This window comes from Streptomyces sp. NPDC088147, from assembly GCF_044741565.1.
Lineage (GTDB): Bacteria > Actinomycetota > Actinomycetes > Streptomycetales > Streptomycetaceae > Streptomyces.
This window is the reverse complement of record NZ_JBIUSY010000006.1, coordinates 460,374-473,668: the sequence shown is the minus strand read 5'-3', so window position 1 is coordinate 473,668 and position 13,295 is coordinate 460,374. Positions and strand designations below refer to the sequence as shown.

Annotated in this window: 12 protein-coding genes and 1 pseudogene; 12 read left to right on the top strand and 1 reads right to left on the bottom strand. The window is 70.2% G+C overall.

Features of this window, described 5'->3' with window-relative positions; translation table 11 throughout:
• Window positions 1–135 precede the first annotated feature (135 nt).
• Entirely contained in the window at window positions 136–963 is an 828-nt protein-coding gene (locus ACIOGX_RS22890; RefSeq protein ID WP_384771456.1) for an IclR family transcriptional regulator, read from the bottom strand.
• A gap of 95 nt (window positions 964–1,058) precedes the next feature.
• On the opposite strand from ACIOGX_RS22890, the gene ACIOGX_RS22885 reads away from it, so the two are divergent.
• From ACIOGX_RS22885 to ACIOGX_RS22830, 12 genes and pseudogenes are all read left to right on the top strand, one after another.
• A complete protein-coding gene (locus ACIOGX_RS22885) occupies window positions 1,059–1,841 on the top strand; it encodes an SDR family oxidoreductase (protein ID WP_401915908.1) in 783 nt (260 codons plus the stop codon).
• Window positions 1,841–2,344 (top strand): cupin domain-containing protein, encoded by a 504-nt coding sequence (locus ACIOGX_RS22880; RefSeq protein ID WP_356508048.1) that lies wholly within the window; start codon window positions 1,841–1,843, stop codon window positions 2,342–2,344. Before ACIOGX_RS22885 ends, ACIOGX_RS22880 begins: the two co-directional genes overlap by 1 nt.
• Window positions 2,341–3,219, top strand: a complete 879-nt coding sequence (locus ACIOGX_RS22875) for an alpha/beta fold hydrolase (protein ID WP_356508046.1) — start codon at window positions 2,341–2,343, stop codon at window positions 3,217–3,219. Before ACIOGX_RS22880 ends, ACIOGX_RS22875 begins: the two co-directional genes overlap by 4 nt.
• Entirely contained in the window at window positions 3,216–4,151 is a 936-nt protein-coding gene (locus tag ACIOGX_RS22870) for a 2,3-dihydroxyphenylpropionate 1,2-dioxygenase (protein ID WP_401915693.1), read from the top strand. Before ACIOGX_RS22875 ends, ACIOGX_RS22870 begins: the two co-directional genes overlap by 4 nt.
• Before the next feature lie 13 nt (window positions 4,152–4,164).
• Window positions 4,165–4,971, top strand: a complete 807-nt coding sequence (locus ACIOGX_RS22865) for a 2-keto-4-pentenoate hydratase (protein WP_401915691.1) — start codon at window positions 4,165–4,167, stop codon at window positions 4,969–4,971.
• On the top strand, window positions 4,968–5,903 hold the full coding sequence (locus ACIOGX_RS22860; RefSeq protein ID WP_401915688.1) for an acetaldehyde dehydrogenase (acetylating): 936 nt from the start codon (window positions 4,968–4,970) through the stop codon (window positions 5,901–5,903). The genes ACIOGX_RS22865 and ACIOGX_RS22860 overlap by 4 nt, the downstream gene beginning before the upstream one ends.
• The gene (dmpG, locus tag ACIOGX_RS22855; RefSeq protein ID WP_401915685.1) at window positions 5,900–6,913 is read left to right on the top strand and encodes a 4-hydroxy-2-oxovalerate aldolase; all 1,014 of its coding nucleotides are present in this window, start codon (window positions 5,900–5,902) and stop codon (window positions 6,911–6,913) included. The genes ACIOGX_RS22860 and dmpG overlap by 4 nt, the downstream gene beginning before the upstream one ends.
• 317 nt (window positions 6,914–7,230) lie before the next feature.
• Complete coding sequence (locus ACIOGX_RS22850; protein WP_383969307.1) at window positions 7,231–8,229, top strand: LacI family DNA-binding transcriptional regulator; 999 nt, start codon at window positions 7,231–7,233, stop codon at window positions 8,227–8,229.
• A gap of 214 nt (window positions 8,230–8,443) precedes the next feature.
• On the top strand, window positions 8,444–9,778 hold the full coding sequence (locus tag ACIOGX_RS22845; protein WP_401915683.1) for an ABC transporter substrate-binding protein: 1,335 nt from the start codon (window positions 8,444–8,446) through the stop codon (window positions 9,776–9,778).
• Between the two features lie 7 nt (window positions 9,779–9,785).
• Window positions 9,786–10,751: a sugar ABC transporter permease gene (locus tag ACIOGX_RS22840; RefSeq protein ID WP_356508032.1), complete on the top strand. Its 966-nt coding sequence runs from the start codon at window positions 9,786–9,788 to the stop codon at window positions 10,749–10,751.
• On the top strand, window positions 10,748–11,605 hold the full coding sequence (locus ACIOGX_RS22835) for a carbohydrate ABC transporter permease (protein WP_383969300.1): 858 nt from the start codon (window positions 10,748–10,750) through the stop codon (window positions 11,603–11,605). Before ACIOGX_RS22840 ends, ACIOGX_RS22835 begins: the two co-directional genes overlap by 4 nt.
• 82 nt (window positions 11,606–11,687) lie before the next feature.
• Window positions 11,688–13,295 (top strand): annotated as a pseudogene (locus tag ACIOGX_RS22830) (alpha-mannosidase); the annotation flags it as partial.

Here is a 13,295-nt window from a genome sequence, read left to right as displayed (position 1 = left end):
CGCCGGTGTGCGCCGGGCTCACAGCGTGACGGGAGGCCATCGATCCACCAAGCTCAAGTCCCGCTCACCGGGACACCTTCCGTTTCGGGGTTCCCGCTCCCGCCCGGCGTCCGAGAGGTCCGCCGGGCTCCGGGCTCACCTCCGGGCGGAGTAGGCGCGCGAGGCCGCCGCGGCGGCCATCCGCACAGCCGGCCCGACACGGTCGGCGCGGACCAGTTCCGTCGGCCCGGTGACGGAGAGGGCGGCGACGACGCCGCCGAGCGGCCCGAAGACGGGAGCGGCCACACAGCTCACGCCGGTGTTGCCCTCCTCCCGGTCCACCGCCCAGCCGCGGTCGGGGATGGCGGCCAGCTCACGCCGCAGGCCCACCGGGCTGGTCATCGTCCACGGTGTACGCGGGGTGAGACCGGCCTCGATCACCGCGTCGACGGTCGCCGCGTCCGACCACGCGAGGATGGCCCGGCCGATGCCCGAGCAGTGCGCCGGAATGGTGCCGCCGACCTGCGAGAGCATCGGCATCGGCCGATGCCCGGTGATCTTCTCGACGACCAGCACCCGCGGGCTGTCGAGCACGCCGAGCTGCACCGTCGTACGGGTGGCCTGATAGAGGTCCTGGAGATACGGCAGCACGGCCTCACGCAGTTCGTGCCGGACTGGGGCCAGACCGGAGATCTCGAAGAGGCGGTTACCGATCCGGTAGCGGTCGCGCGGCTTGTCCAGCCAGCCCAGCCTGATCATGGTGTCGGCCGTGCGGTGCGTGGTGGAGCGCGGCAGACCGCTGCGCTGGACGAGCGCGGCGAGGGTCAGTTCGCGGTGGGTCGGTGTGAACGCGCCGAGGATCGCCGCGGCGCGGTCTAGCGCGCCCATCCCCGCCACACCCCTGTCCTGCGCCGCGCCGGCGCCCCTGGCCGCCGCGCCGGCATCCCCGGCCGCCGTACCGGTGTCCCGTTCAGTGGGACTCATCGTTGGTTCCTCGATGTCATGCGGGTCAGGCTAGTGCCCTGTCACCCGTTGATGGTCGGGCACGTCACGGCCACGCCCCCACACACCCCAGGGAGATCGCCATCGCCGTTCGGACCGCACTCGTAGGCGGCGGAGCCACCGGGATCGGGCACGCCACCGCCGGACAACTGGCCCTGAGCGGGCACCGGGTGGTCATCACCGGCCGCCGCGCCGATGCCCTGCAATCGGCGGCGGCCGGTCTTCGGGCGAGCACCGGGGGAGACGTGCACTGGCTCGCCGGCGATATGACCGACCCCGTTTCCGCGGAGATGGTGGCCGAGGAGGCCGAGAGGCGTCACGGCTCCGTCGACGTCCTCGTCCTCAACGCGGGCGGCCCCCCGCCGGGCCGGATTCTGGAGATCGACGACCAGCAGTGGCAGTCCGCCTTCCGGCTCCTGCTCCTCGGCCCTCTCCGACTGGCCCGCCTGGCGCTTCCGCGAATGGCGGCGCGCGGTTTCGGCCGCGTGGTGTTCGTGACGTCCACGGCGGTCCGGCAGCCGCAGCCTGACCTCGCGCTCTCCGTGGTGCTGCGCTCCGCGGTGACGGCGGCGGCCAAACTGCTGGCCCGGGAGTTCGCGGCCGACGGTGTGACGGTCAACTGTGTCGCACCCGGCCCGACCGCCACCGGGCGGCGCGAGCAGATCCTGACCGCCCGCGCCGCAGCCACCGGGCGCACCTACGCCGACCTCGACGCCGAGGATGTCGCGAGCGTCCCGGCCGGCCGTGCCGGGGACCCGGCGGAGATCGGAGCGGCGGTGGCCTTCCTGGCCTCCGCGGCGACAAGTTACGTCAACGGAACGGTACTGACCGTCGACGGCGGACGAACGGAGACAATCTGATGGCAGAGTCCGGAGCGGACTTCACCCTGGCGGACTTTCTCGGAGGCATCTCCGACACCGTCCGCCCCAGCACGGCGCGGCCGGTCGTGGTGCGCGCGGCGGAACTTGAACGGCTGCCCGCCGGCCAGGTGCACAATCCGACCACGCTCTCCATCGCCGGGCGGCTGCCGACCACGACGTTCGAGATCTTCCGGCAGACGATCCTGCCGGGCGAGAGCTCCGACATGCAACGCCACCACCACGAGACGGTGCACTACGTCATCTCCGGCGAGGGCCACAGCGAGGTCGAGGACGACACGGAGTCGTGGTCGGCCGGGGACTTCGTCTACACCCCGCCGTGGACCTGGCACCGCCACTACAACGACTCCGCCGAGCACCCGGTCGAATTCCTGACGATCGAGAACTCACGGCTGCTCGGCCTGCTCGGTGTCGCGCGCAGGCAGAGCGCCGGTCTGGCCACCATGGCGGAGGCCCGCGCCCGGTTCGAGGAGGACCACTCATGAGCGGACTGCCCGAGCACATCAGCATCTGGGCCGAACTGGCCGATGTCGACCACGAGTTGACCCATGTCGATGTCGGAGGTGTCCGCACCCGGGTGCTGCGGGCCGGTTCCGGGCCCGACCTGATTCTCCTGCATGGCACCGGCGGGCATCTCGAGGCGTACGCCCGTGACATCGCCGGGCTGGCGGCCGACTTCCGGGTCACGCTGTACGACATGGTCGGTCACGGCTGGTCGGACCTGCCGGACACGCCGTACACCATCGATGTGCTCTCCGGGCACCTCCTCGGTCTCATGGACGCCCTGGGCATCGACAGCGCACATCTGTCGGGTGAATCGCTCGGCGGCTGGGTGGTGGCGTGGACGGCCGCGCACCACCCCGGGCGGGTGGACCGGCTGGTGCTCAACACCCCCGGCAACATCGCCAACAAGCCCGAGGTCATGGCCCTGATGCGGGACAGCACGCTGGCCGCCGTGCGCAACCCCGACGACGCGACCGTACGCCGCCGGGTGGAGTTCCTCTTCCACCGCAAGGAGATGGTGACCGACGAACTGGTCAACCTGCGGCGGGCCGTCTACAGCAGGCCCGGATTCGTCGGAGCGATCACCAACACACTGGTGCTCCAGGACCCCGTGGTGCGCAAGGACTTCGCGTGGGACCCGGAGTGGGTCGGCAGGATCGGCGCGCGCACGCTGCTGCTGTGGACCGACCACGATCCGACCGGCGGACTCGACGAGGCCGCGACGCTCCTGGAATGGCTGCCCGACGCCCGCCTCCATGTCATCGAGGGCGCCGGCCACTGGCCGCAGTGGGAGAAGGCCGACGACTACCTGCGCGCACATCGCGACTTCCTGCTTCTCGACAAGGACCCGGCATGAGCGAGATCATCGGCTTCGTGGGGATGTCCCACTCCCCCTTCGTCACGATGCTGCCGCCCTCGTCCCCCTCCGGGCCGGGCGGGGGATTCCTCGGCGACGCCGCCAGGGTGGCGGCCGCGGTGACGGAACTGTCGCCGGACGCGATCGTCGTCATCGGCCCCGATCACTTCCACGCCAACTTCTACGACGCGATGCCGCCGTTCGTCCTCGGCGTCGAGGCGGCCGAGGGGTTCGGCGACTTCGGCAGCGCGTCGGGCCCCCTGCCGGTGGCCTCGTCGCTGGCCTGGTCGGTCCACGAGGGCCTGGCCGCCGCCGACTTCGACATCTCCCTGTCCTACTCGCTCACCGTCGACCACGGCATCGTGCAGAGCTACCGGATGGTGTCGCACGAGGACGGAATCCCGCTGGTCCCGCTGATCGTGAACACCGCCGCGCCGCCACTGCCGAGCATGGAGCGCTGTGTGGCGCTGGGCCGGGCACTGGGGGAGGCGATCCGCGCCTCCGACTTCGACGGGCGGGTGCTCGTCGTCGCCAGCGGCGGGCTGTCGCACTGGCTGCCCCCCAACGACCCCCGCGACGTGACGGTCGCCGGTGAGAAGCGCGAGGCGCTGATCCACGGCCGCCGCGACGCCCGCGCCTTCGCCGCGGCCCGTGAACCCAGGGTGCGCGCGATGGGCGGCGACCCCACCGCACGGGTCAACGCCGACTGGGACAGCTGGTTCCTCGGACAACTCGCCGCCGGTGACCTCGACTCCGTCACAGCCCTCGGCCACGAACGCCTGGAGGAGCACGCGGGCAGCGGCGGCCACGAGATCCGCTGCTGGCTGGCGGGACACGCCGCCGTCGGCGAGCCGCTGGTCTGGAGCTCGTACGAGCCGGTGCCCGAGTGGATCACCGGCATGGCCATCGGCACCACCTTCGAGGTCGTCTGAGATGGCGCCCGGGATGACCGCGTCCTCGCTCGCCCGCGCCACCGCGGAGGCGTCCCGCCGCCTGGCGGTCGCCCGCGTGTCGCACCGCCCCTGTCCGCCGGTGCGTGACCTCCTGCCGCCGGGAGACATCCATGCCGCCTACGCCGTGCAGGCGCGGTGGGTGACCGGGCGCGAGGCGGCCGGCGCCCGGGTGATCGGCCGCAAGATCGGCCTCACCAGCCCCACGGTCCAGGCCCAACTCGGCGTGGACCAGCCCGACTTCGGATTCCTCCTGAACGACATGGCCTGCCCCGACGGCGCCCCCGTCGACATGGACCGGCTGATACAGCCGAAGATCGAGGCGGAGGTCGCCTTCGTGCTCGCCACCGATCTCGACACCGCGTCCGTCGGCGCGGCCGAGGTCGCCGCGGCGACCGGCCAGGTGGTCGCCGCCCTGGAGATCGTGGACAGCCGGATCGCGGACTGGGACATCTCCCTCGTGGACACGGTGGCCGACAACGCCTCCTCCGGTCTCTTCGTCCTCGGCTCCCAGCCGCGCCCGCTCGACGGACTCGACCTGGCCGGCTGCGAGATGGTCCTCCGTCGCGGTGAGGAAGTGGTGTCCACCGGTACGGGCACCGACTGTCTGGGCGGTCCCGCCCTGGCCGTCGCCTGGCTGGCCCGTACCGCCCGCGCCCATGGCCGCCCGCTGCGCGCGGGCGACATCGTGCTCTCCGGCGCCCTCGGACCGATGGTGCCGGTGACGGCGGGAGACATCTTCGAGGCGGAGATCACCGGTCTCGGCACCGTCCGTACAAGCTTCACGGGAGGCAACGCATGACCAAGGTCGCCGTGATCGGCTCCGGCAACATCGGCACCGACCTCATGATCAAGGTGCTGCGGCTCTCGGAGCGCCTGGAGATGGCCGCGATGGCGGGCATCGACCCGGCCTCCGACGGGCTGGCGCGGGCCGCCCGGTTCGGTGTGCCCACGACGGCCGGCGGTGTCGAAGGGCTGCTCGCGCTCCCCGGGGCCGACGAGATCGAGATCGTCTTCGACGCCACCTCCGCCCGTGCGCACGAGGCCAACGCACGCGCGCTGGCGCCCCACGGCACTCGTCTGATCGACCTCACACCGGCCGCGCTGGGCCCGTTCGTGGTCCCCGCGGTGAATCTCGACGCGCATCTGGACGCGCCGGACCTCAACATGGTGACCTGCGGGGGCCAGGCGACCATCCCGGTCGTCGCCGCCGTCTCACGGGTGACTCCCGTCCCGTACGCCGAGATCGTCGCGTCCATCGCCTCGAAGTCGGCCGGCCCGGGTACCCGCGCCAACATCGACGAGTTCACCGAGACCACGGCCACCGCGATCAGGACCGTCGGCGGGGCCGGCCGTGGCAAGGCGGTGATCGTCCTCAATCCGGCCGAGCCCCCGATGATCATGCGCGACACGGTGCTCTGTCTGATCGCCGACCCGGATCCCGCGACACACGAGCGGGTGGTCGCCTCCGTCGAGCGGATGGTCGCCGACGTGGCGGCGTACGTGCCCGGCTACCGGCTCAAGCAGCGCGTGCGGATCACCCCGCTCACCGACGATGCGCACACCCTGGCCGGGGACTCCGGTGTCACACACCGGGTCGGTGTGTTTCTCCAAGTGGAGGGCGCGGGCCACTATCTGCCCCCGTACGCGGGGAATCTCGACATCATGACCTCGGCGGCCCTGGCGGTCGCCGAGCGCCTCGCCCACCACACGACGCGGGAGTGTGTCCGATGACCCGTCGGCTCTTCGTCCAGGACGTCACGCTCCGGGACGGCATGCACGCGATGCGGCACCGGATCACTCCGGAGCGGGTCGCCCGGATCGTCGGCGCCCTGGACGCCGCCGGGGTCGACGCCGTCGAGGTCGCACACGGCGACGGGCTGGCCGGCGGCAGTCTCACGTACGGCCCGGGGAGCCATACGGACTGGGAGTGGATCGAGGCGGCGGCCGGGGCGATCACCCGCGCCCGGCTCACCACACTGCTGCTGCCCGGGATCGGAACGGTCAAGGAACTGAGACAGGCGTTCGCGCTGGGCGTGCGGTCCGTACGGGTGGCCACGCACTGCACCGAGGCCGATGTGTCGGCGCAGCACATCGCGACCGCCCGCGAGCTGGGCATGGACGTGTCGGGCTTCCTGATGATGAGTCACCTGGCGTCTCCGGCGGAACTGGCCGTCCAGGCACGGCTGATGGAGTCGTACGGCGCGCACTGTGTGTATGTCACCGACTCCGGCGGACGGCTCACCGTGAACGATGTCCGCGAACGGGTCCGGGCCTACCGTGACACGCTCGCCCCGGACACCGGCATCGGCATCCACGCACACGAGAACCTGTCGCTGTCGGTGGCCAACTCACTGGCCGCGGCCGAGGAGGGTGCCACCCGCGTCGATGCCTCGCTGGCGGGCCACGGCGCGGGAGCCGGCAACTGTCCCCTGGAACCGTTCATCGCGGTCGCCACGCTGGAGGGCTGGGAACACGGCTGCGACCTCTTCGCTCTCCAGGACGCAGCCGAGGACCTCGTCCGGCCGCTCCAGGACCGGCCCGCACGTGTCGACCGCGAGACATTGACCCTCGGGTACGCGGGGGTCTACTCCAGCTTCCTGCGCCACGCCGAGACGGCGGCCCGCCAATGCGGCGTCGACGTACGGGACTTGCTGGTGGAGGCCGGAAACCGGGGCCTGGTCGGCGGGCAGGAGGACATGCTGCTCGACATCGCGCTGGACCTGTCGGGCGGCGCCGGCTGAGTTCCCGTGGTGGCGGCACGGATCCCCGTCGGCATCGCCGCCCGTGGGGCGTCACGTCCGGAAGGCGCTGACGGGGATCGGCACGGAGACGGGCGCGCGCCGGCGTGACCCGAGCCGGACGCGCGCCGGTGCCCACCGGCCGAGGGCCGGACAGCGGGGCTGTCATGCGCGGTTCCGGCGCTCGCGTGATCAGAGCCGGTCACGTCCGGTCACCTCCGTGAGGGAAGCCGCTCTCGCGCCGCCGCGCCGCGCACGGGCATACTCGGGCCCTGCGGGACGCACCGGCACCCGCGAGCAGCGGGAGGTACGCGATGGTGATGTCGTCGAGGACGGAACCTCGGAAGGTCACGATCAATGACGTCGCCCGGTCCGTCGGGGTGTCCCGGCAGACCGTGTCGCGGGCGCTCAACGACAAGGACGAGATCGACGTCTCCACCAAGCAGCGCGTGCTCGACGCCGCCCGCGAGCTCGGCTACCGGCCGAGCCGGTTCGCGCGCGGTCTGGTACGGCAGGACACCACCACCATCGGGCTGGTGATCCCGGATCTGCTCAACCCGTTCTTCACCGAGGTCGCCGCGGGCGCTCTGGAGGCGGCCAGGACCCACGGCTGGCACGTGGTCGTATACGACACCGCGGACCGGGCCGAAGAGGAACTCGGCACGCTCCAGGTGATCGCCTCGCAGGTGGACGCGGTCGTCGGCTACTTCAGCTGCTCCGAGGACGAGCTCGAACTGTTCACCCGTGGCGTCCCGGTGGTGCTCATCGGCCGCGAGCACCACAGCGCGCGGTTCAGCTCGATCCGGATCGACGGCGAGGAGGGCGTCCACGCCGCGATCGCGCACCTGGTCGCCGCGGGCCACACCCGCATCGGCATGCTCGACCACGACGGCCGCGCCGAGCCGAGCATCCGGCGCGAGTGGTTCACGAAGGCCGCGGCGGCGTGCGGGATCGACGCCGGCAGGGTGGTCGGCGCGGACCAGTCGGCCGACGGCGGCGGAGCGGCGCTCACCACCCTGCTCGCCGCCCATCCCGATGTCACCGCGGTCCTCACCTTCAACGACATCATCGCGATCGGCGTGCTGCGCGAGGCGCGCCGGCTCGGCAGGAGCGTCCCGCGGGACCTCGCCGTGATCGGCTTCGACGGTCTTCAGCTCGGCGCCCTCGTCGAGCCGCCGCTCTCCAGCGTCGCCCTCGACACCCGGAAGCTCGGCGCGCTCGCCATCGACCAGGCCGCACGGCTGTTGACCGGGGTGGACCCGCTCGGGGACGACGAGCTGGTCATCCGGGCCGAGCTGCGGCTGGGCGGCTCCGCTTAACCTGCCGGACTCGTGCATGACCGAAAGTCTTGACACTCGACCGCACCGGAGCGCACACTTCCGAACAATTCAGAGCTCCCGTGAACGTTCACGGGAGCGCTCACGGAGACGGGCTCGCCAAGCCCCGACCGTTCCGACCAGTAAGGCACCTCGCCCGAGGTGTCAACGTCGACCCGTCCAGCGCCGTCGCTAGTCGTTCTCTGGTAAGGAAAGTATGAGCAACACCGTCACGCGCATCCGCCTCGCCGTCGTCGCCGCGGCAGCCGGCATCGCCGTACTCGCCGGGTGCTCGTCACCCGCTCCGTCGGGCGACGCGTCCGCGGCCTCCTGCGAGCCCGCCAAGGGCAAAGTCACCCTCCAGTACTGGAACACCGTGCCGGGGATGGAGCAGGTCGTCGCCCTGTGGAACAAGAAGAACCCGGACATCCAGGTTCAGACGAAGAACATCTCCAACGACCAGTACGGCACCCTCGGCAACGCCCTCAAGGCGGGCAAGGCGCCGGATCTCGCTCAGGTCGGTTACGACCAGCTGCCCAGCCTGCGCACCCAGAACGCCTTCGAGGACGCCTCGGCCTGCTCGGCGGCCCCCGCGGCCAAGTCGAAGTTCGTGCCGTGGACCTGGTCGCAGACCAGCTTCGGGGACACCGGTGTGTTCGCCTTCCCGCAGGACACCGGCCCGATGGCCCTCTATGTGCGAAGCGACATCTTCGAACAGCACGGCATCGGGATACCGAAGACCTGGGACGAGTACGCGGCGGCTGCCGAGAAGCTGCACAAGGCGGACCCCAACGTCAGCATGACGTTCTTCGACCCGAAGAACGCCGAGTGGTTCAACGGGCTCCTCTGGCAGAACAGCGCCAACATGTACACGTACTCCGGCGACAAGTGGCACGTCAGCGTCGCGTCCGAACAGAGCAAGCAGGTCGCCGAGTACTGGCAGAAGCTGGTGGCCGCCAAGCTCGTGCGCACCGACCTCGCCCACGGCTCGACCCAGATGTACGCCGCCTACCAGAAGAACCAGATCGCCAGCTACGTCGGCGCCTCCTGGGGCTACAGCATGTTCCGCGACAACCTCCCCGACCAGGCCGGCAAGTGGTCCATCGTCCCGATGCCGACCTGGGGTTCGAGCACCGCGTCCGGCAACTGGGGTGGATCCACCGTCGCGTTCATGAAGGGCGGTAAGCACCTGTACGAGTCGGTCAAGTTCAACTCCTGGCTGAACACCGACCCGGAAGCCCTCGCGCTGGAGAACAAGCTGGGCGGCCTCTACCCGGCGGCCACCGCGGGTCTGCAACTCCCCGCACTCTCGCAGGGCGTCCCGTACTACAACAACGAGAAGATCTTCGACGTCTTCGCCGACTCGTCCAAGAAGATCGACACCAGCTTCTCCTGGGGCCCCACCCAGAAGACGGTGAACCTGGCGCTCCAGGACGCGATGGCCAAGGCGACAGCCGGCAGCGGCACGCTCACCGACGCACTCTCGGCCGCCCAGGCGGCCGCGCTGAAGTCGATGAAGGATCAGGCGATCCCGGCTACAGCGGGCAAGTGACCGGAGCATGACTGATATCGCGACTCGCGCGAGCCGCGCGGTGGCGGCCACGGGGGGCCGCCGCCGCCACGGCGTCGGCCCCCGGCGTCACAGCGTCGGCCCCCGGGCGGGCACCATCGCCGCGTTCCTGACCCCGTTCTTCCTCCCCTTCGTGCTGTTCTACCTGGTGCCGGTCGGCTACGCGATCTGGCAGAGCTTCCTCGTCGTGCGGCGTACCGGCGGCCAGTTCGGCACGTCGTACACGACCTTCGGCGGGTTCGAGCAGTACGTGCAGGTGTTCCAGAACGCCGAGTTCAGGGCCAGCATCGGGCGCATCGCACTGTTCGGCATCGTGCAGGTGCCGGTCATGCTGTTCGTCGCGCTGATCATGGCGCTGCTGCTCGACACCCCCCTGCTGAAGCTCAAGTCGTTCTTCCGCATCGCGGCGTTCATGCCGTACGCCGTGCCCGGTGTCATCGCCGCGATCATGTGGTCGTACCTCTACTCGCCGCAGCTCAGCCCCATCGTCGACCTGCTCAAAGGCATCGGCCTCCAGCCCGACTTCCTCGGCCCGGGAGCCGTGCTGTGGTCGGCGGCGAACGTCTCCACCTGGCTCTGGACCGGCTACAACATGCTGATCATGTTCTCGGCACTCCAGTCGATCCCGCAGGAGCTCTACGAAGCCGCCAAGCTCGACGGAGCGAGCAACTGGACCATCGCGTGGCAGATCAAAGTCCCGATCATCGCCCCGTCGATCATCCTCACCACGGTGTTCTCGATCATCGGCACACTACAGCTCTACGCCGAGCCTGCCGTGCTGCGCCAGATCTCCTCGAACATATCGAGCACCTACACACCGAACATGCTCGCGTATGCCGTGGCCTCAGGGAACAACTACCAGCAGGCAGCGGCGATTTCCGTGGTCATCGCCGTCATCACCTTCGTCCTGAGCTTCGGATTCATGCGACTGACCTCGAAGAAGGCCGGATTGTGAGCAACCAGACCCTGATCCGGGAAAGCCGTGTGAGCCGCACGGCCGCCATGTCCCTGATGTTCCTCCTGGTGATCTACTTCCTGCTGCCGATCTACTTTCTGATCGTCGCGGCGACGAAACCGCAGGGGGACCTCGCCTCCACCAACGGGCTGGCGTTCTCCGACTTCAACCTCTTCAGCAATCTGGGCACCCTGTTCGGCCGCAGCGACGGCATCTTCGGACGATGGGCTCTGAACAGCGTCATCTACGCGGTGCTCGGCGCGGCCGTCGGCACTCTGATCTCCGCGCTGTGCGGCTACGCGCTCGCCAAGTTCAGGTTCCGGGGCCGTGAGTTCCTGTTCTCCGTCGTGCTCGGCGGTGTGCTGGTGCCCACCACCGCGCTCGCGCTCCCGCTGTTCCTCCTGTTCTCGGCGACCGGGATCGTCAACACCTATCTCGCGGTGTTCCTGCCCAGCATCGTCAGCCCGTTCGGCGTCTACCTCGCCCGTATCTTCGCCGCCGCCGCCGTCCCCGAGGAGATCCTCGAATCGGCGCGCATCGACGGCGCCGGCGAGTTCCGTACGTTCTTCTCGGTGGCGTTCAAGCTGATGGCGCCGTCGCTGGTGACCATCTTCCTGTTCCAGTTCGTCGCCATCTGGAACAACTTCTTCCTGCCGATGGTGATGCTCCAGAAGGAGTCGCTCTTCCCGATCACACTCGGCCTCTACGAGTGGAACGGCCAGACCGCCCGTGCGCCGCTCCTTCAGGAATCCGTGATCACCGGCTCGTTGGTGTCGATCGTGCCCGTCATCATCGTATTCATCCTGCTCCAGCGGTTCTGGCGCACCGGACTCGCCTCGGGCTCCCTCAAGTAGCCCCGCAGCCCCGCAGCCCGCAGCCCCCGAAGCGACGCGCTCCCGCTCACCCATGCCCCGCCGACAGAAAGCCCCACTCGCTATGCGAAACCCCGCCGTCTTCGTGCCCCATTTCCACTGGGACCGGGAATGGTATGAGCCTTTCCAGGTGTTCCGGCACCGGCTCGTCGCCGCGCTGGACACGGTGCTGGAGACGGCCGAGGCGAACCCGGACTTCCGGTTCACCGTCGACGGGCAGATGGCCGCGGTCGAGGACTACCTGGAGATGCGACCGGAGAACCGCGACCGACTCGTGGCCCTGGTCACCGGCGGTCAGCTCGCCATCGGGCCCTGGCTCATCCTGCTCGACGAGTTCCTCTGCTCGGGCGAGACCATCGTCCGCAATCTGCAGATGGGATGGGCGGCCGCGGCGGAGCTCGGCGGCTCGATGCCCATCGGCTATCTGCCGGACATGTTCGGCCATGTCGCCCAGATGCCGCAGATCCTGGCGCGCGCCGGGATCGAGCACGCGGCGCTGTGGCGCGGGGTTCCCGGCTCCGTCGACGGTCACGCCTTCCGCTGGCGCGCCCCCGACGGCTCCGAGGTGCGTACCGAGTTCCTCTTCGACGGCTACGACAACGGCCTGGACGTCCTGCTGGTGCCCGACCAGATCGGGCGCGCGCTCGGCGAGTACGCGGAGATGACGGCCGACCGGTGGGGTGACGACCCGGTGCTCGCGATGGCCGGCACCGACCACAACGCGCCCGACCCGCGACTCGCGACCTGGCTGCGGCGCGCGTCCGGCGACGAGCGCGCCATCACCATCGCGACGCTCGACGAGTACATCCGCGAGCATGTGCGCGACGAGGTCTCCGCCGTCGTCACCGGCGAGCTGCGCAGCCATGTGCGCGGCAACATCCTCCCGGGCGTACTCTCCGTGCGGCTCGGCCTCAAGCAGCGGATGGCCGTCGCCGAGCGCACCATCGACCACGCCGAGCGGCTGAACGCGCTGTGGTCCCGGCGCGACGACTCACCGTTCCTCTCGCTGGCGTGGCACAAGATCATCGAGTCGACCGCGCACGACTCGGTCGTCGGCTCCGGTACCGACGAGACCTCCGATCAGGTCGAAGCACGCCTCGCCGAAGCCACGCACGCCGCACGGGCGGTCCGGGACGCGGCCCTCGCCGTGCCCGCCGCCCTGATGCCGAGTGACGCCTGTCTGGTCGCGAACCCGCTGCCGTTCCCGCGCACGGCGCTGGTCGAGGTGGACGTCGTGGCCCCGCCCGCGGGAACCGTTCTGGCCGCGACCGCGGCCGACGGCTCGGCGCGGCCCGTGCAGCTGATCTCCGAGGCCCCGACCGTGCTCAGCGACGAGCGCATGGACGCCTCGCAGCTCGAACGTGTGCTGCGCCGCATCCACCGCCGCGAACTCTTCGGCCGTCTGATCGACCACTACGAACTCACCCCGGGATCGCTCGTCTTCCATCTCGCCGAGGTGCCGGCCAGTGGACCGTTCGACCTGCTGATCCTTCGCCGGGAGGTCGCTGCCGCCGCCGCCGCGCATCCGGGGGAGTGGAGGGTGCTGACGCTGGAGGAAGCCCGCGCGACCGCGCTGGTGCCCGTGCGCGTACCCGCCTCGGGGCTCGCGGGTTTCCGTGTCGAACCGAGCGACCGGACGCCCGTACGGCCGACGACGTCCGCACCCGCGACG